Genomic DNA, 17,236 nt, shown 5'->3' with positions numbered 1-17,236 from the left:
CCGGGTCAGGCGTGCACGGCGCGTGTGATCAGATCGGCGCCGTACACCCTGCACACCTCTGGATAAAGCCACCCCGTGCCAAACGCGGTCAGCGCATCAAACGCCTGATCGCCCTGCCCTGTGGCCATCTCAAACCCGTGCCGCATCAATGGCGCGTGGTCCGGGTGCTTGCGCAGGAACTGCGCCCGACAGACGGACAAATCGCGCGTGTAGAACCCTGCATCCTGCATCACCAGCTCAAAGCTGCTGCGGATGATCTTCTTGGCCACCCACATGCGCGCTTGATGCGCCTTGGGCGTGGATTGCAACCCCCGCGCCAGGGCGATGTCATTGGGCAAGGTCCAGCTTTCGAACATCAGGTCCAGCCCAAGCCGGCAGCGCGGCAGATCGGGCACCACGTCCTGGCCCGCGTGGCAAAATGCCTGCGTCTTGAGCAGTGCGGATAAGATGGCGGAGCGAAACAGCTCGGCCTTGGTCAACGGCATCACTTCAACCGAATGGACAAAGCGCCATTTGCGCACAATCCGGTCACTCAACGCGTCGCGCCACCGCTTGTCCAAGCCTGGCACCGGAGCGCGCGTGAGGACCACCGCATCAATGTCGGAGATATGTTCGCGCGCCTGCCCAACCGCAACGCTGCCCCGGACGTAAAGGCTGTGGAATGCAGGACCGCACACCCCACGACAGGCTTGCGCGATGTGATCCAGCGGCGCGCGCCACGGCGTCTGTAGCGCATCCGGCGCGGCGCGCGGCGTTACAAAGCCATCCGCATCGGGGATCAGGAGGACCGGGCGATGCGGCATCGGAACAACTGGCGCGACCGGGTTCCGCGCACCGCATTGTCGAAATTCAGGCCAAGCGGGGTCACAGAAGCGAACACCGGCAGGTTCAGGAACGCCTCGGTCTGCCCCTGATCCTGAATGTCGCAATGCGTCTCAACATAAACGGTTTCCGGTTGCGCCTGCGCAAGGATCGACAGCACGCCATCCAGCGTGTCGAGATGACCCAGAACGGCAAACAGGAACACCGTGTCAAACCGCCCTGTATGCGCAGGCGGCACGTTCAAATCCTGCGCCACGAACCGGCAGGGTGTGTCGAAGAACATGTTCAGGCGCTCGGCTGCGGCCACGATCTCGGGCAGATCGAAGCCAACAGCGCGGTGCGCGCCCAGATGCGCGGCGTGGACACAGTTCATGCCGATGTTGCAGCCCAGATCCAGCACCCGCTTGCCCGCGATATCAGCGAGATCAATCCGTTCGAACCGGTCATGCAGGTCCGGGCGGCGCCCCGGCACATGCTCGGTCCCGTCGAGAAAGATGCTCTGATACGGGATGCCGCCGCGCGCGGACCCAAAGAATTCACCCGGCAGGCTGGCCAGCTGTGCCAGCGCTGCACAATGGTCGAGGACATGCGCGCGCACCGGGCGCTGTGCCGTAATCGCGTTCGTGCCCGCCACGGCAAGCCAACGGCCGTCCGGTCGCCTCGTGATCGCCAGCGGCCCGTCCGGACAGGCACATGTCGCAGGCACAACCAGCCCCCGCACGTCGTCAGGGTGCAACAGCCGCGTTGCGACCAACAGCCCCAAGGCGCGAAACCGTTCGACGCCAAGATACATGTCCATCTCGGAGCCGTATTTCGACATCCGCGCGCCCTGCATCGCGTCCACCACCGTCTGTGCCGTTTGCGCCCCGGTGAACCGGTCCAGAAACGCCCGGTCATCTGCATCCAGCGCCAAGGTGCGCTGGATATTCGGGGCCCGCACCAGGGCCGCGTCCGGCCCAGGCACGATGCCCGGCAGATCTATCCGCGCCAGGTGCAGTGTCCCAGTATCGCCCAGATATCCCTGCCCGGCGCGTTGTGGTTCAAGTGCCATCGGTCGCCTCCTGATATGCGCGGGGTTTGCCGCCCGAACGCGCCAGACCGTCAATCAGACGCACCAGCGTTGCATTGATGTCCCGCGCAGGCCCGTCGCCATCCCCCTGCCCCGGATTGAACTCGACCACGTCCGCGCCGCGAATTTCGAGCTGCGCGAAAATCGCGTGCAGGAGGGTGTGCAATTCGTGCCATTCAAGGCCCGCACCGCATGGGGTGGACACCTGCCCCGCGACCGCAGCCTCGGACATGACGTCCAGATCGAGCGTGATGTAATAGGGACGCCCCCCGAGCGCTGACACGGCACGCCGCAAGGCGCGCGGCGATGCAAGCAGCTGTTTCAAGCGGGGCAGCGGCACCAGGGACACCCGGTCGCCCGCATCATCGCGGTCATAGGCCTGTTCCATGTTCTGCGTCCGCTGATCCAGCGTGGTGCGCAGCCCCATCGACACGACCTTTTCCACGCGCGTGTCCTTGAGCAGATTCGACAGGAACGCCGCGTGGTTAAAGCTGACATTCCCTTGGTAAAACAGATCGTTATGCGCGTCGAAATGCAAAAGCCCCATATGCGGCTCACGCGCGAGCATTGCCTTGACCACCGGATAGCTCACCGCGTGATCTCCGCCGATGAAAAGGGGTCTGATCGCGTGCGCGTCAAGATCGTCGAGCAGCGTGCCGAGCGCTGCGTACATGCCCGCGGGGGTCTGTTCGGCACAGCGCAGATCACCGCAATCCTGCACAACCACACCGCGCCCCATGATGTCGGGTTTGCCGTTGGTCAGAACGACATCGGAATAGGCCCCGGTTTTCTGAAAATCGAGCCATGACAGCGCGCGCGATTGCAGGCGCAATGCATCCGGGGCGGTCTGTGTGCCCGCGCTGATCGGCAAGGACGCAAAAGGCAAACCGACCATGGCAACATGGGCTGTCGATGGATCCGTATCGGCGGGCAGGTTGAAAAACCGGTTGGGCGCAAAGCAGCGTTGATGCGTTTCACGCTGGGCAAACGGCACTGGCGGCGTATCCGGGCCAAAGTGGCCTGTCAGGCGCTGCACCATCTCGTCCTGCGCCCGCTCGGTCGGTGTTTTGTGCGGGAGCACAAAGCGCGCGCTGATCCAGCGGTCCAGCATGGCCGTGTCGGCTCCGTGTTCATCAAGCGCTCTGCGCAGATCGTCGGTGGAGGCGGGGTTGAGAAACACGCCTTGCCCCTTGAGCGCGCGCAGCGTGTCATAATCCGCGGTGCTGATCCGCTGTGTCGGGAGGTCCACCATCGGCCCCTGCGCCAATGCCGCATCGTGGGCATAGAATTGCCCGCCATAAGCTGTCAGCCGCAGCCGCGGATTGAGTTGATAGGCCGTGCTGCTGTCCTGAAAAGCGCCATCCATATGCTCACCTCCGGGTGCGGTGCTGTTTTGCAGCCCGCGTGGTCATGTCCGCTCCCCCGGCGTCGCGCAGGCATCCATGGCCAAAGGTGATCCGGGCGTGATTGCATAAAGACCGGCGCAGACCAGATCGCGCGCCAGCTTCATCCGCTCTGCATCGCTGTACCAACCGGGAATGTCGCGGATACGAAACCGGGCCGTTTCGGCGAAAAACCCGAATGCCCACAGGGTCTTGTCCGTGCCATCAATCTGCCCGCCGGGGAAATGCAGGGTCGCGCCTGTTTCGTTTGCGATGCACCGCACCAGGGACCGCGCCGGGCGCGACAGCTCGGTCTCGAGCGTCATGGCATCCACGAGATCGAGCGATGCGAAGGGATCGCGCACGGGCACGGGCGCGGCCTCGATCACCTTGGCGGCCAGCAGATCCACGGCCCGGTGCAGAACATCGCGGTCCGCCAGGACCTGCGCCGCCGCGGCATAGGCCTCCGGCGCGGCGATGTCGCCCGACACCCAGCCCACCGGCAACACGCGGCGCATGTCCGTGCGCGTCTGCGCTGCCACATGCACCGCCGCCTGCATCAGGTCGCGCCACGTCACGCCAATCAGACCGATGGTCAGATGCGCCGATGTCTCGTCCGTGGCCTGCGCCACATGCGGCATCCCCCGCGGAACATAGAGCACATCCCCCGCGCGCAGCGTCAGTTCGGCCAGCGGTGGTGCGTCGGGCGTGATACCCTGGCCCGGCGCGTCCGGTGCGGGCATGTTGTCGATCATCGGATATAAGGTCCATGCCTTGGACCCGCCCACCTGCAACACCAGCACGTCATGCCCGTCCCAGTGACAGTCGAGCCCCTGCGCCCCCGCCGGCGTCACGTAAAGATTGCATTGCAGCGTCGTCACCATATCCGCCGCAAGCGCAGCACACAGATCACGCACCGGAGCCCAGCGGCGGTGTATCCCGTTGACGACAATCGTCTTTCCATCGGCATAGTCAGCAAAGTAGCCGCCCGCCGCCCCACGCCGCGCGGGGGCAGGCGATCCTGCCCGACCGCCTGTGGTCTTTACGTCGTCCAGATCCTGCATCTGGCACATCAGGTCTTCCAACGCGCTGACCTGAAACAGTGTCTCGAGCGACCGGCCCGCATGTCCGGGCGAATACAGGAAATCGCGTTCGTGATACCGATCAAAGAAGCCTTGGGCAGAGACCGGGGTGATCAATGTCTCAAGCGACCAGCCGGGTTGCTGCGGTTCGTGGTCAAACATGGCTCAGTTCCCGCCTGCGCACCATGTCGGCGGGCAGCCCGGCCAGAAACGCGGGCAACTGCCGACCGTATGCACGGCGCACGTAGAGGCCAAAGTTCACATGGTTGACGAGGTTCTGGCTGACCGTGACAGAGTTTTCTTCGGTGACGACATGGTGCCACCAGTCCGGCGGCAGGAACAACATGTCCCCCGGTTCCAGAGTGCACTGCCAGCACGTCGCCTCGCGCAGCAACGGGTATTGCGCAAAATCCGGCGCCGCCGGATCAACCGCCCCGTGATACACCGCATCCGCGTCCTCCGGCGCAAAGAGATACGCCGTCTTGCGCCCGCGCACCTGCGCCAGCCACGTGATGGTGTGATGCGAGTCGATATGCATCCGTGACGCAGCCCCTGCGGGGCTGATCAAAAGCCAGCCCTGGTCATTGGGAAAATGGGCGTCCTGAAAGCTTTGACCGATCCATGGCCACCAGTCGATGACAAAGGGCGGCAGCGCAAAGTCCGCAAGCAACTCTGGGTGAAGCGCAAAGGGCTTGAAGGACGTGCAGTAAAACGGGCGCTGCGCCCCGATTTGCGCATGTTTCTCTGCCAGCGCACATTGCACCCCAGCGGCCTGAATGTATTCGATGTACTCTGCCATGGTGGTGACAAACGCCGCCTCGTCACTCATGGAATCGGCGGCCAGCTTGACCGGATCGTCGCCATAGACATCACGGAAAAAGTCAAAATCCCATTTGTCCATCGCGGCCCAGCCATGCATCCAGCCACGAATGATCACGGGGCTCCCGCCGGGGCGGATATAGGCGTCAAAGGTGCTTGGCGACAAAAGCGTCTCAACGGGGACATCTTTTTTATGCATGGGTCATCCTTTCGTATGGCGCGTGGCGGATCACTCCGCCGGAAGGTCGATCAAGGGTGGCTGTGCGGTGGGCGTGGGCTGCGCAAAACGGCGCAACAGCGCGACCGGGGCTGTGGTGAGCGGCACGGTCTGACCATCGAGTTCAACAATCAGGTCCCGATCCCGCAGCCAATTGCGCCGCGCGGCACTCATGTCTGCGGCCGGGTTCAGCACGGCGCGCGCGGCGTCTTCGGAAATGATATCCATCGGCGTGTCACGCGCCGGATCGCGGGTGTCGACCAGCGCAAACAGATCGTCGGTCAGATGCGCCAGCGACAGCGCCGGTTTCACGCGTTTCTGCCAGCGCGCGTGCCATGTCCCGGCCAGCGCCTTGATGGCGTCAATCGTCTCGGGGCACTCAAACGCACCCGACGCATAATCCCCCGCAAAGTAGTAGGCCAGTTTATCCAGGTCCGTGCCCTTGGGAAACAGCTGGCCATAGATCTCGAGAGGGCGCACATTTTCGATGCCGAACCGGTCCGGATCCTCGTGATACGGGCTGAACCGGTCGAGCCGCAAAAAGGCGAAATCACTGGGCGGTTGCAGATGCGGGATCTTGCGCATGACCTCCAGCATCTCCGCATAGCTTTCGGCCTTGTCGCCCGGAAAGCCGACCAGCAGGTTCCATGACACGTCGATCTTGAGGCTGCGCGCCAACCGCAACAGCCGCAGGTTCAGCGCGCCGGTCGTGCCTTTGTTCATGCAGGTCAGGATGTCTGTGTTGAGCGATTCAATGCCCGGCTGGATCTCTGTTACACCCGCGTCCCGCAAGAGCAGCGCCTTGTCGAGGCTGATATTCGCCTTTTGCTCATAGAAGATCGTGGCATCGTCCGGCACCGATTTGGCCAGCCGCGGCAGCACCGACTGAAAATACCGATGCGGCATGATGTTGTCGGTCATGTTCAGTTGATTGATCGGATAGCGCGCAAAGAGCGTGTCTATCTCGGCCACGATCTTGTCCGCCGTCTTTTCGCGAAACGCCATGCCGCCGCCATTGAGGCCGCAGAACGTGCAGTGATGCTTTTCGCCCCACCAGCACCCACGGCTGCTTTCATGTGGCAGTGCAGGTTGCTGTACCGCGCCGTCACGACCGGCCATGAACCGCGTATGCTGGACAAAGAATTCATCGTATTCCGGCAGCGGCAAGGCATTCATCTTCATGCACGGTTTGCCATAGACGATCCGATCCGGCGTTGTGCCGTCGCGCAGGATTTGCGTCAGCAGGGTGACAAATGTGTCTTCGCTTTCGCCAGAGGCCACGTGATCAATGCGGGCACCGGTCGAAAGGAGCCCTTCGGCCATGTCAGCCTCGCAATTGGCCCCGCCGATCAATGTGGTGATGTCCGGGAAATCGTCCTTGCACCGGTGCAGGACGGCGATGCTCGACGTAATTTGCTCGAACGAGCAGCTTGATCCGACAATGCGCGGGGACATCCTGGCCACGATGGCCGACATCGCGTCCAACCATTCTGCCACATGGGCGCGGGCGTGCATGAAACTTTCGGATGTGGCCATGCGCGTCGCAAGCGCCGGGTCGTCTTTACCGCCAAACGCAGCCTCGCGGAAAATCGCCTCGAGCATCAGCCGTTCGTCGATCAGCGTGCGGTAGACACGCGGACCGATCATCGATGCAAACAGAAGGTTGCCATAGATGACACGGACGTTGAATCCCGCCTGTTTGGCGCAGGCCTGCAATAGGTGGCACGCCATATTGGCCTGAAATACATCTGCGAATGGTGGCACAATAAGGGCGACATCACATTGCGCATAGATATCCAAATCATCGAATTGCATAAACAGCCTCAAATGCCCGCGCGCAATTGCGCGCGGCGCCAAATTGAATTCACCAAATACGAATACCGTACGTGCCGCGCCGAAGGGTCAGCGCCGGCCTACAGGTACGATCATCCCGAGGACACGCCCCGTGGCGCGATCAGAACCGTCCGCCGATACCACCGCCCACACGGACGTCCCCGCGGCGCGGGTTGCTGTCGGCGCGGATATCCCAATCGATGCCGTTTGCAAGAAACATATCCTGATCAATCAGCTGTGCCGTCATTTGTTCATGCACGAACTTTTCGATGCCAATGCCGCGCTTTTCGGCGACGACGCTGACTTGCTTGCGCACCTCGGGCGACATGTTCTTGATCACTTGTTCAATCGGCAGGCGCATCTCGACGATGGTGTCTTTGGACGCCCGCATCTCTGTTTTGATTTCCGGCTTTTTCATATCGAAACTCCTTTTGGTCAAATGAAACCCCGATTGAAAATGCCAAAACGCAGGACGGGGTTTGAGAATAAGATGTGTTTTAATACTACCTAGGGTAATTGCGGAATCAGATTTGAGTCAACGGTGAAAATATCGTTGCCGCTGCGCAAGATACGGAAATACCCGGTTTCAAGATGGCGACACATGCACCGCAAACCAGCGGTGAAAATCGTTGCGCGCGGAACGCTTTTCGCTACACCTCGCGCATGCTCAGTTACCAACATATCTTCCATGCCGGAAACCTTGCGGATGTGCACAAACATGCGCTTCTGGCCTGGATGCTCGACTATCTCACCCGCAAGGACAAACCGGTCAGCTATATCGAAACCCATGGCGGTCGCGCGCTCTATGATCTGGACGCAGAGGCGGCGCGCAAAACCGGCGAAGCGGCCCGTGGCATCGCACAGGCGCGCGATTGGTTTGCGGCGGATGATCCCTACATGCGGTCCTTGACCGAGACGGTGGCCGCGCACGGTCCGGACGCCTATCCGGGCTCGCCTCTCATCGCGGTGCAGCGGCTGCGCGACAGTGATACGCTGACTGTGGCCGAGCTGCACCCGCAAGAACACAACGCGCTCGAGCTCGCCTTGCCCACGGTCACATGCCGCCGGATGGACGGGTTTGACATGGCGCACGGGTTGGTGCCGCCGACCCCGCGGCGGGGTCTGATGCTGATCGATCCCAGTTTCGAGGTGAAAGAGGATTACGACACCATCCCCGGTCACATCAGAAAATACGTGCGCGCATGGAATGTCGGGATCATCGCCCTGTGGTATCCGGTGCTGCGGTCCGACGCCCATACCAGCATGCTGAAAACGCTGCAAAAAGATCACCAGGTCGCGCTGCGCCACGAGGTCCGTTTTCCCCCTGCCCGTCCGGGCCACGGCATGATCGGATCGGGTCTGTTTGTGATCCGCCCGCCCTTTGGGCTTGCCGAACGGGCTGCAAATCTGAAAACTCACTTCGACAGATTGAAGTGAGACCCATGTTCGAACGCCTATTCCCGAAACGCCCCAAGGAAACGCCGCCCCTGCCGGAGCCGACGCCGCAGCTTGCGCTCGGTGCGCTCTTGGTGCGCATCGCCATGGCCGACAGCGATTACCAGGCCGCAGAAGTGGGCGCGATTGACAAGATCCTGAGCGGGACGTTCAACCTCAAACCGCTGGAGGCGGCCAAACTGCGCGCGACCTGCGAAGCGTTGGAACGGCACGCGCCGGGCACGCCGGAATACGCGGAAATCCTGCGCGATACGGTTCCTTATGCGGACCGGCTGGGCCTTGCCATGGCGATGTGGCAGGTGCTGCTCGCGGACGGGGAACACGCCGCCATCGAAGAGGCGTCGTTGCATCAGATCGAAGCGGCGCTTGGCATCACCGACGCCGACAGCGCCGACATCAAGACGCGCGCGCTTGGCTAGGCGGGTGACCCCCTCTATATGAACGGCATGTTCAAAGATCTCCTCTCCCGCCTCATCCAGCCTGAACCCGAACCGCTGCCCGATGGCGACGCCCGTCTGGCGTTGACTGCACTGCTGGTGCGGGTGGCGCGGTCCGACAACCAATACGCGCCGGATGAAAAGGCGCGGATTGATGACATTACGCAGGCTCGCTACGGGCTGTCCGCGGTAGATGCCGGTGCCCTGCGCGCCGAGGCCGAAGCACTGGAGGCCGAAGCCCCCGATACGGTCCGCTTTACCCGCGCGATCAAGGATGCGGTGGCTTATGAGGACCGGCTTGCGGTGATCCAAGCGCTGTGGACCGTCGTTCTGGCCGACGGCAAGCGGGAAAAGGAAGAAGACGCGCTGTTGCGGTTGGTGGCGAGCCTTTTGGGTGTCACCGATCAGGACAGCGCCCGCGCCCGGCAGAAGGCTGCGGGATGATCGCAGCACTGGGCATGTACGACATGCCCCATCTGCACGCCGCGCACGACCGGTACTGGACCGCGATCCGCGCGGCTTTGGGATATGGACCGGCGGCGCTGACACGGGACATGGATCCGTGGGACGCGTGGCTGTCGCCGGATCTCGTGCTGGCACAGACCTGCGGTCTGCCTTACCGCGCGCGGCTGCATGGCAAAGTGCAGCTGGTTTGCACACCGGATTACGGTCTGCCCGGATGTCCGCCAGGACACTACAACAGCGTTCTGATCCGCCGCCGCGACGATCCGCGGTCCTTGGATGCGCTTTGCACGCACGGGGTGATGGCGTTCAATGATGGGCTGTCGCAATCGGGCTGGGCCGCGCCGTTGGCCCATCTGACCGCGCACGGTGCGCGCCCCGGTCGCGTGGTCCATACCGGTGCGCATCTGGCCAGCGTTGCGGCGGTGCGGGACGGGCGCGCCGATTTCGCGGCGCTCGATGCGCTCACTCACATCCTTTGGGCCGAACATGATCCCGAGGCTGCGCAGGCGGTGGAGGTGTTCGACCACACAACGCCGACACCCGTCCTGCCCTATATCACCAGCCTCGACCGCGATCCCGAGCCCATTGCGCGCGCCATCGCTGACGCCATCGACACGCTGCCGCATCAGGACCGCGCGGCGCTGCACCTGCGCGGCGTGGTGCAGATCACGGCAGAGGACTACTTGCGGTTGCCCTTGCCACCCACCCCTGCTGAATCGCGCATCACGTGACGGAATTTCAGGCAATTCCACCGTGCACACGGTGTTTTGACCATAGACAAGCCCCCCGATTCGCCCCCTTATGACCGCTGACCAAACACAACAGCGCGTGACCCTTTGACCGACACACCCGTGATTGCGATCCGCGACCTCCACAAGGCCTATGGCGCGTTGGAGGTGCTCAAGGGTGTGGATGTGGCGGCGCAAGCCGGTCAGGTCATATCGCTCATCGGGTCGTCCGGCTCTGGCAAATCCACGCTTCTTCGGTGCTGCAACCTGCTGGAAGACAGCCAGCAGGGCACCATCCAGTTCAAGGGCGAGGATGTAAGCTGGCGCGGCTCCGGCCACGCCCGCCGCCCTTCAGATGCCAAGCAGGTGCTGCGCATCCGCACGAACCTGTCGATGGTGTTCCAGCAGTTCAACCTGTGGGCCCATATGACCATCCTGCAAAACGTGATGGAAGCGCCCGTAACCGTGCTGCGCCGTGATCCGGCAGAGGTGGAGAAAGCCGCGCGCGCCTATCTCGACAAGGTGGGGATCGGCGACAAATGCGACGTTTATCCCGCGCAACTGTCCGGCGGGCAGCAACAGCGTGCGGCCATTGCCCGCGCGCTCTGCATGGAGCCCGAGGCGCTGCTCTTTGATGAGCCGACCAGCGCGCTGGACCCGGAGCTGGAGCAGGAAGTGGTCAAGGTGATCAAGGACCTCGCCGCCGAAGGGCGCACCATGCTGATCGTCACACACGACATGAAACTTGCCGCTGATGTGAGCGACCACGTTGTGTTCCTCCATCAAGGCAGGATCGAGGAAGAAGGCCCGCCCAAAGACCTCTTTGGCGCGCCGAAATCAGAACGTCTGCGCGGGTTCCTCTCTGCAACCCACGCCACGTAAATTAAATAAAACCAAGGGAGTAAAAGATGAAAAACATCCTTCTGACCACCGTTGCCGTCACGCTGACCGCAACGCTTGCCATGGCCGATGGCCACAGTGTTGTGCGCATGGGCACCGAGGGCGCCTACCCTCCGTGGAACTTCATCAATGACGCGGGCGAAGTGGACGGGTTCGAGCGTGAGCTGGGCGACGAGCTGTGCGCGCGGGCCGAGCTGACCTGCGAATGGGTCACCAACGAATGGGACAGCATCATCCCGAACCTCGTGTCCGGCAACTATGACACGATCATCGCGGGCATGAGCATCACGGCCGAGCGTGACGAAGTCATCGACTTTACCCAAGGCTACACCCTGCCCGATCCGTCCGCCTATGCGGCGGCGGGCGAAGTGGACGTGGAAAGCGCCACAATCGCGGCACAGACCAACACCATCCAGGCGTCGTTCATCGCCGAACAGGGTTGGGACCTGCTGGAATTCGCAACGCCCGAAGAAACCATCGCCGCTGTGAAAAACGGTGAGGCGGACGCAGTTCTGGCCGACAAATCCTATCTGACGGATGTGGTTGCCCAGGACAGCGAGCTGTCCTTCCTTGAGCGCGAAGAGCTCTTGGGCGGTGGCGTCGGCATGGGCGTGCGCGAAAGCGACGGCGAGCTGAAGGCCAAGTTTGACGCAGCCATCCAATCCATGAAGGACGACGGTTCGCTCAACGCGCTGATCACCAAATGGGAAATCGGCGACACGTTCTGATCGCCCTTGCAGGCCGGGTGCACGCCCGGCCTGCGCCTTTGACACATGTTTTCCTTCTGCACCGACCCGAGCCTCCTGCCTGATTGGCAGTGGATGGCGTGTTACCTGACCACGGCAAAGCATATGTCGCTTTACTGGTCGGTGCTGACGGTGTTCCTGCTGCTGGGCGTGACCGCCCCTGCAGCACTTGCCTTTGGCTTTGCGGGCGCGTCGGCGGCCCGGTCGCGTATCGCGCCGCTATCGTGGCTGGGGCGCGGCTATATCGCGATTGTGCGCGGCGTGCCCGACATCGCGTTTTTCCTGTTTTTCGTCATCGCGCTGGATCAAGGGATTGAATACCTGCGCCACACGGTGCTCTGCCCCGACTGGTCCGAGCCAGTGCGTCAGGGCAATGATTTCGTTGTCTGTCAGGCGGCCAAGATGCCTTTAGGCACGGCCCCCCAATGGGTGCATGAGACCTATGGATTCGCGCTGGCGGTTGTGACATTTGCCATCGTCTTTGGTGCCTTTGCCGCCAACGTGCTTTTTGGAGCGATGCGTGCCGTGCCGCGTGCGCAGCTTGAAACCGCCGAGGCCTACGGGATGTCCCCGCGCCAGACCTTCTGGCGGGTGCTGGTGCCGCAAATGTGGGTTTATGCGCTGCCGGGGCTGTCGAACCTGTGGATGGTGCTGATCAAGGCCACACCTTTGCTGTTCCTGCTAGGGGTCGAGGATCTGGTGTACTGGGCGCGCGAGCTGGGCGGGATCAAGACGCCACGGTTCACCGAATACCCGCATGGCGACTGGCGCATGTGGTACTTTCTTGCGCTGTTGGTGTTTTACCTGCTGTTCACGCGCGCCTCCGAGATTGTGCTGGACCGGTTGATGGCACGGCTCAGCCATGGGCAGGCGACCACCGCCGGTGAAGCCCAGCGAAAGGCGGCGGCGTGATGGGCTGCGCAGGTTGCAAATGGGTGCCGTTCTCGGTGTTTGCCTGCAAACACCTGCCGCACACGCGACGCCTCACGCGGAGGCATCGGGCATGAGCTGTTGGGACACGGTACAGGCCTACGCCTTGCGCAGCATCGGCATCGGTGAACGCCGCCTGCCGCGCGAAGACTTCACCTTGTGCGAACAGTTCACATTGATCGGCTCCGGCATGATCTGGAACATCTATTTCGGCATTCTGGCGCTGGTTGCGGGTTTTTTTCTGGCCACGGCTGTGGCCCTGGGCAAGGCATCGCCGAACCCGTGGCTGCGCAAGCCGTCGGAATGGTTTATCTTCGTGTTCCGCGGCTCGCCGCTCTTTATCCAGTTCTTCTTTGCCTATTTCGCTTTTTTGCAGCTCAAGGCGCCGCTGCCGGTTTTCGACCTGTTCACCGCCGCATGGGCGGGCGCGCTGGTGGTTCTGTTCTTCAACACGGCGGCCTATTCGGGCGAGATCTTCTTTGGCGCGCTCAAGGCGATCCCCAAGGGCGAGGTCGAGGCGGCGGACGCCTATGGCCTCTCGGGGTGGTCGCGGTTCCGGCGGGTGGTCTGGCCAACGATGCTGCGGCTGGCCTGGCCCGCCTACACGAATGAGGCGATCTTTCTGTTTCACGCGACGACACTGGTGTTTTTCTCGGCCTTTCCGGTGCGGGGACAGCAGGGCGACGCGCTCTATTACGCGAGCTATTTCGCGGACAAGACGTTCAACCCGTTTATCCCCTATCCGATATTGGCGATGTATTTCATCATCCTGACGCTGGGGGTGATTGGCCTTTTCGGCCTGGTGAACCGACGTCTGAACCGGCACCTGCCCGCCAACACGCGCACCCGTCTCAAGATACGTCCCAATTTGATCCGCTGAGAAAGAGAGACTATGCCTCCGGCGGTGGTATTTTCAGCCAGAAGAAGACGACATGCAGGACCTTTCTGACCTTTCTCCTGATATCCGCGCGTTGCGTGTGGCGGCCTGTGACCTCAATGGGGTGGCGCGGGGCAAACGTATGCCGGTGTCGTCCAGGCAAAAGGCGCTGGAGGGTGGCGTTCGGTTTCCCAAATCCGTGCTGAACCTCGACATTCAGGGGGAGGACATCGAGGACAGCCCGCTGGTTCTGGCCTCGGGTGATCAGGATGGTGTGTTGCGGCCCACCGGGCGGGGGTTTGTGCCGCTGCCGTGGCTGGACACGCCCACGGCGCTGTTGCCATTGTGGATGTTTGGCGATGATGGCGCAGCGTTTGCAGGCGATCCGCGCCATGCGCTGGCGGATGTGGAGGCGCGGTTTGCCGCGCGCGGCCTGCGCATCGTGACAGCCGTGGAGCTGGAATTCTTTCTGGTGGATGACGGGGGCGCGGCGTTGCAGGTGCCTGCCAGCCCGCGGTCGGGCAAGCGGCGCGTGGCGGGCGAAATCCTGAGCCTGCGCCTGCTGGATCAGTTCGACGGGTTCTTTACCGATCTCTACGAGGGGTGCGCCGCGATGGGCATCCCGGCGGATGCCACCATTTCCGAAAGCGGGCTGGGGCAGTTTGAAGTGACCCTGTCGCATCAGGAAGGTGCGCTGAAGGTCGCCGACGACGCGTGGTTGTTCAAGATGCTGGCCAAGGGCGTGGCGCGCAAACACGGGTTCTGTGCGTCCTTCATGGCCAAGCCTTACGCGGATTACGCAGGCTCTGGCATGCATATGCACGCCTCCCTGCTGGATGCGGATGGGCGCAACGTGTTCGACGATGGCGGGCCTGCGGGAACGGATGTGCTGCGCCATGCGGTTGCGGGGTGTTTGGAGGCGATGGCGGGTGGCACGCTGGTCTTTGCGCCGCACGCCAATTCATATGACCGGTTGGTGCCGGGCGCGCACGCGCCAACGGGTATCGCGTGGGCCTATGAGAACCGGACGGCAGCGTTGCGTATCCCGTCGGGGCCTGCGGCTGCGCGCCGGATCGAGCACCGTATGGCAGGGGGCGATGTGAACCCCTATCTGATGATGGCGGCGGTTCTGGGCGGGATGATGAACGGGATCGAGGATGCCGCCACACCGCCCGCGCCCATCACCGGCAATGCCTATGACCAGGACATTCCGCAGGTGCCGGGCAATTGGGACGCAGCCATCGCGGCGTTTGAGGCGTCCCCGGCCATGGCCCGCATCTTTCCCCAGATGCTGCGCGACAATCTGGTGATGACCAAACGGCAAGAGGCGCGCCTGATGGGCGCACTGAGCCGCGACGAACAGGTTGAAATCTATCTCGACACGGTGTGAGCCCCGCCTTATCCTTGCGCCGTAACCCTCAGGTGATCCATGAAAATCGGCATTTTGCAAACCGGCCATGCCCCCGACGAAGTGTTGGGGCATTTGGGCGATTACGACGCCATGTTCGCGCGCCTTTTGGGCGGACATGGTTTTGACTTTGAAACGTTCAACGTGGTGGACATGGCGTTCCCCCCAGGGCCGGAGGCCTGTGACGGCTGGCTTGTCACCGGCTCCAAGCATGGGGCCTATGAGGATCATGCGTGGATCCCACCGCTCGAAGAGCTGATCCGCGCCATCTATGCCACGGGCCGCCCCATGATCGGGGTTTGTTTCGGGCACCAGATCATTGCGAAAGCGATGGGGGGACGGGTCGAAAAATTCGAAGGTGGATGGGCCGTGGGGCGTCAGGATTATACCTACAAAGGAGCGCCGGTGGCGATCAACGCGTGGCATCAGGATCAGGTGACCCAAGTGCCGGACGGGGCCGAGGTGATTGCCAGCAATGCGTTTTGCGCAAATGCGGCACTGGTCTATGGCAACCGGATCTGGACGATCCAGCCCCACCCCGAATTCGGCGCGGATATGGTCGGGGCACTGGCCACGCACCGGGGCCCCGGTGTGGTGCCGGACAGCCAGCTGGACGCAGCACGCGCCGCACTTGACACCCCCACGGACCGGCACGCCATCGCCGCCGACATGGCGGCGTTTCTGAAACAGGGGGCGCCGGCATGAGCACATGGATATCGAAACTGCCCGAGGCGGCGCAGACCTATCTGGACGGAAGGCGGCTGGATGAGGTGGAATGCATCATCGCGGATCTGCCGGGCATTGCGCGCGGCAAGGCGGTGCCTGCGTCGAAATTCGCGCGGCAGGATTATTTCCACCTGCCCGACAGCATCTTTTACCAGACCATCACAGGCGGCTGGGGCGAAGCGGCCGGTGACGACGGGTTCATCGAAAAGGACATGATCCTGCGCCCGGACATGGAGACCGCAACGGCGGCCCCCTGGACCGGCGACTGGACGCTGCAGGTGATCCACGACGCCTATGACCGCAAGGGCGCGCCCGTGCCGTTCAGCCCGCGCAATGTGCTCAAACGTGTGGTCGGGCTTTATGAGGCGCAAGGATTGACACCGGTGGTGGCGCCGGAGATGGAGTTTTTCCTGATCGCGCGCAACCTGGACCCTGCGCAGGAAATCCAGCCCATGACGGGGCGGTCGGGGCGGCCTGCGGCGGCGCGGCAGGCCTATTCCATGACAGCGGTGGATGAGTTCGGGCCGGTGATCGACGACATCTATGACTTTGCCGAGGCGCAGGGGTTCGAGATCGACGGCATCACACAGGAAGGCGGCGCAGGCCAGTTGGAGATCAATCTGCGCCACGGCGATCCGGTCAAGCTGGCGGATGAGGTGTTTTATTTCAAACGGCTGATCCGGGAGGCGGCGCTGCGGCACGACTGTTTCGCCACGTTCATGGCCAAACCGATCGAGGATGAGCCGGGATCGGCCATGCACATCCACCATTCCATTCTGGATACAAAAACCGGCAAGAACATCTTTGTCGGCCCGCAAGATGGCGACACGGACGCGTTTTTTCACTTTATCGGCGGTTTGCAGCACCACTTGCCTGCCGCACTTGCCGTGATGGCGCCGTTCGTCAATTCGTACCGTCGGTACGTCAAGGATCACGCAGCGCCCATCAACCTCGAATGGGGGCGCGACAACCGGACAACCGGTATTCGCATCCCCCTTTCGGACCCGGCGGCGCGGCGGGTCGAAAACCGGATCGCGGGCATGGATTGCAACCCGTATCTTGGGATCGCGGCGTCGCTGGCCTGCGGCTATCTGGGGTTGATGGAAGAACGCCGTCCGTCGGCGCAGTTCCGCGGCGACGCCTATGAAGGGGACGGTGATATTCCGCGCGTTCTGGGGCAGGCGCTGGACCTGTTTGACGGGGCAGATGCGCTGCACGACGTGCTTGGGCCTGACTTTGCGCGGGTCTATTCGATTGTAAAGCGCGCGGAATATGACGAGTTTCTACAGGTGATTTCACCGTGGGAGCGCGAGCATTTGCTGCTGAACGTCTGAGGATGC

Annotated in this window: 18 protein-coding genes; 11 read left to right on the top strand and 7 right to left on the bottom strand. The window is 62.6% G+C overall.

Annotated elements, in window-relative coordinates:
• Nucleotides 1-5: 5 nt before the first annotated feature.
• The 7 genes from ACERHN_RS16090 to ACERHN_RS16060 all read right to left on the bottom strand — a co-directional run bounded on the left by ACERHN_RS16090 (nucleotide 6) and on the right by ACERHN_RS16060 (nucleotide 7,642).
• Entirely contained in the window at nucleotides 6-803 is a 798-nt protein-coding gene (locus ACERHN_RS16090; RefSeq protein ID WP_415920034.1) for a hypothetical protein, read from the bottom strand.
• A complete protein-coding gene (locus ACERHN_RS16085; RefSeq protein ID WP_415920033.1) occupies nucleotides 779-1,873 on the bottom strand; it encodes a class I SAM-dependent methyltransferase in 1,095 nt (364 codons plus the stop codon). Before ACERHN_RS16085 ends, ACERHN_RS16090 begins: the two co-directional genes overlap by 25 nt.
• Entirely contained in the window at nucleotides 1,863-3,257 is a 1,395-nt protein-coding gene (locus ACERHN_RS16080) for an arginase family protein (RefSeq protein WP_415920032.1), read from the bottom strand. The genes ACERHN_RS16085 and ACERHN_RS16080 overlap by 11 nt, the downstream gene beginning before the upstream one ends.
• A 42-nt stretch (nucleotides 3,258-3,299) precedes the next feature.
• Nucleotides 3,300-4,517 (bottom strand): JmjC domain-containing protein, encoded by a 1,218-nt coding sequence (locus ACERHN_RS16075; protein ID WP_415920031.1) that lies wholly within the window; start codon nucleotides 4,515-4,517, stop codon nucleotides 3,300-3,302.
• Nucleotides 4,510-5,373 (bottom strand): cupin-like domain-containing protein, encoded by an 864-nt coding sequence (locus tag ACERHN_RS16070; RefSeq protein WP_415920030.1) that lies wholly within the window; start codon nucleotides 5,371-5,373, stop codon nucleotides 4,510-4,512. Before ACERHN_RS16070 ends, ACERHN_RS16075 begins: the two co-directional genes overlap by 8 nt.
• 30 nt (nucleotides 5,374-5,403) lie before the next feature.
• Nucleotides 5,404-7,206 carry a RiPP maturation radical SAM C-methyltransferase gene (locus ACERHN_RS16065; RefSeq protein WP_415920029.1) on the bottom strand — a complete coding sequence of 601 codons (1,803 nt, stop codon included), beginning with the start codon at nucleotides 7,204-7,206 and terminating at the stop codon, nucleotides 5,404-5,406.
• 139 nt (nucleotides 7,207-7,345) lie between these two features.
• The gene (locus ACERHN_RS16060; protein ID WP_415920028.1) at nucleotides 7,346-7,642 is read right to left on the bottom strand and encodes a hypothetical protein; all 297 of its coding nucleotides are present in this window, start codon (nucleotides 7,640-7,642) and stop codon (nucleotides 7,346-7,348) included.
• A gap of 245 nt (nucleotides 7,643-7,887) precedes the next feature.
• On the opposite strand from ACERHN_RS16060, the gene rlmJ reads away from it, so the two are divergent.
• The 11 genes from rlmJ (at nucleotide 7,888) to ACERHN_RS16005 (ending at nucleotide 17,230) form a co-directional block, all read left to right on the top strand.
• Entirely contained in the window at nucleotides 7,888-8,661 is a 774-nt protein-coding gene (rlmJ, locus tag ACERHN_RS16055) for a 23S rRNA (adenine(2030)-N(6))-methyltransferase RlmJ (RefSeq protein WP_415920027.1), read from the top strand.
• A 5-nt stretch (nucleotides 8,662-8,666) separates the two neighbouring features.
• Nucleotides 8,667-9,098, top strand: a complete 432-nt coding sequence (locus ACERHN_RS16050) for a TerB family tellurite resistance protein (protein ID WP_415920026.1) — start codon at nucleotides 8,667-8,669, stop codon at nucleotides 9,096-9,098.
• A gap of 27 nt (nucleotides 9,099-9,125) precedes the next feature.
• Nucleotides 9,126-9,560 (top strand): TerB family tellurite resistance protein, encoded by a 435-nt coding sequence (locus tag ACERHN_RS16045; protein WP_415920025.1) that lies wholly within the window; start codon nucleotides 9,126-9,128, stop codon nucleotides 9,558-9,560.
• On the top strand, nucleotides 9,557-10,312 hold the full coding sequence (locus ACERHN_RS16040; protein ID WP_415920024.1) for a phosphate/phosphite/phosphonate ABC transporter substrate-binding protein: 756 nt from the start codon (nucleotides 9,557-9,559) through the stop codon (nucleotides 10,310-10,312). Before ACERHN_RS16045 ends, ACERHN_RS16040 begins: the two co-directional genes overlap by 4 nt.
• 105 nt (nucleotides 10,313-10,417) lie before the next feature.
• A complete protein-coding gene (locus tag ACERHN_RS16035) occupies nucleotides 10,418-11,191 on the top strand; it encodes an ABC transporter ATP-binding protein (protein WP_415920023.1) in 774 nt (257 codons plus the stop codon).
• Between the two features lie 26 nt (nucleotides 11,192-11,217).
• Nucleotides 11,218-11,937 (top strand): transporter substrate-binding domain-containing protein, encoded by a 720-nt coding sequence (locus ACERHN_RS16030; protein ID WP_415920022.1) that lies wholly within the window; start codon nucleotides 11,218-11,220, stop codon nucleotides 11,935-11,937.
• 45 nt (nucleotides 11,938-11,982) lie between these two features.
• Nucleotides 11,983-12,867 (top strand): ABC transporter permease, encoded by an 885-nt coding sequence (locus ACERHN_RS16025; protein WP_415920021.1) that lies wholly within the window; start codon nucleotides 11,983-11,985, stop codon nucleotides 12,865-12,867.
• Nucleotides 12,868-12,958: 91 nt separating this feature from the next.
• Entirely contained in the window at nucleotides 12,959-13,765 is an 807-nt protein-coding gene (locus ACERHN_RS16020) for an ABC transporter permease (RefSeq protein WP_415920020.1), read from the top strand.
• 52 nt (nucleotides 13,766-13,817) lie between these two features.
• On the top strand, nucleotides 13,818-15,152 hold the full coding sequence (locus ACERHN_RS16015; RefSeq protein ID WP_415920019.1) for a glutamine synthetase family protein: 1,335 nt from the start codon (nucleotides 13,818-13,820) through the stop codon (nucleotides 15,150-15,152).
• A gap of 39 nt (nucleotides 15,153-15,191) precedes the next feature.
• Entirely contained in the window at nucleotides 15,192-15,875 is a 684-nt protein-coding gene (locus tag ACERHN_RS16010; protein ID WP_415920018.1) for a type 1 glutamine amidotransferase, read from the top strand.
• Nucleotides 15,872-17,230 (top strand): glutamine synthetase family protein, encoded by a 1,359-nt coding sequence (locus ACERHN_RS16005; RefSeq protein WP_415920017.1) that lies wholly within the window; start codon nucleotides 15,872-15,874, stop codon nucleotides 17,228-17,230. Before ACERHN_RS16010 ends, ACERHN_RS16005 begins: the two co-directional genes overlap by 4 nt.
• The last annotated feature ends 6 nt before the right edge of the window (nucleotides 17,231-17,236 follow it).

Source organism: Tateyamaria rhodophyticola (assembly GCF_047777875.1).
Classification (GTDB): Bacteria; Pseudomonadota; Alphaproteobacteria; order Rhodobacterales; family Rhodobacteraceae; genus Tateyamaria.
This window is presented reverse-complemented; position numbering and strand designations above follow the sequence as displayed.

Coding starts and splice junctions, on each gene's coding strand:
- ACERHN_RS16090 (WP_415920034.1), bottom strand. CDS start 803: ATGCCGCATCGCCCGGTCCTCCTGATCCCCGATGCGGATGGCTTTGTA.
- ACERHN_RS16085 (WP_415920033.1), bottom strand. CDS start 1,873: ATGGCACTTGAACCACAACGCGCCGGGCAGGGATATCTGGGCGATACT.
- ACERHN_RS16080 (WP_415920032.1), bottom strand. CDS start 3,257: ATGGATGGCGCTTTTCAGGACAGCAGCACGGCCTATCAACTCAATCCG.
- ACERHN_RS16075 (WP_415920031.1), bottom strand. CDS start 4,517: ATGTTTGACCACGAACCGCAGCAACCCGGCTGGTCGCTTGAGACATTG.
- ACERHN_RS16070 (WP_415920030.1), bottom strand. CDS start 5,373: ATGCATAAAAAAGATGTCCCCGTTGAGACGCTTTTGTCGCCAAGCACC.
- ACERHN_RS16065 (WP_415920029.1), bottom strand. CDS start 7,206: ATGCAATTCGATGATTTGGATATCTATGCGCAATGTGATGTCGCCCTT.
- ACERHN_RS16060 (WP_415920028.1), bottom strand. CDS start 7,642: ATGAAAAAGCCGGAAATCAAAACAGAGATGCGGGCGTCCAAAGACACC.
- rlmJ (WP_415920027.1), top strand. CDS start 7,888: ATGCTCAGTTACCAACATATCTTCCATGCCGGAAACCTTGCGGATGTG.
- ACERHN_RS16050 (WP_415920026.1), top strand. CDS start 8,667: ATGTTCGAACGCCTATTCCCGAAACGCCCCAAGGAAACGCCGCCCCTG.
- ACERHN_RS16045 (WP_415920025.1), top strand. CDS start 9,126: ATGTTCAAAGATCTCCTCTCCCGCCTCATCCAGCCTGAACCCGAACCG.
- ACERHN_RS16040 (WP_415920024.1), top strand. CDS start 9,557: ATGATCGCAGCACTGGGCATGTACGACATGCCCCATCTGCACGCCGCG.
- ACERHN_RS16030 (WP_415920022.1), top strand. CDS start 11,218: ATGAAAAACATCCTTCTGACCACCGTTGCCGTCACGCTGACCGCAACG.
- ACERHN_RS16025 (WP_415920021.1), top strand. CDS start 11,983: ATGTTTTCCTTCTGCACCGACCCGAGCCTCCTGCCTGATTGGCAGTGG.
- ACERHN_RS16020 (WP_415920020.1), top strand. CDS start 12,959: ATGAGCTGTTGGGACACGGTACAGGCCTACGCCTTGCGCAGCATCGGC.
- ACERHN_RS16015 (WP_415920019.1), top strand. CDS start 13,818: ATGCAGGACCTTTCTGACCTTTCTCCTGATATCCGCGCGTTGCGTGTG.
- ACERHN_RS16010 (WP_415920018.1), top strand. CDS start 15,192: ATGAAAATCGGCATTTTGCAAACCGGCCATGCCCCCGACGAAGTGTTG.
- ACERHN_RS16005 (WP_415920017.1), top strand. CDS start 15,872: ATGAGCACATGGATATCGAAACTGCCCGAGGCGGCGCAGACCTATCTG.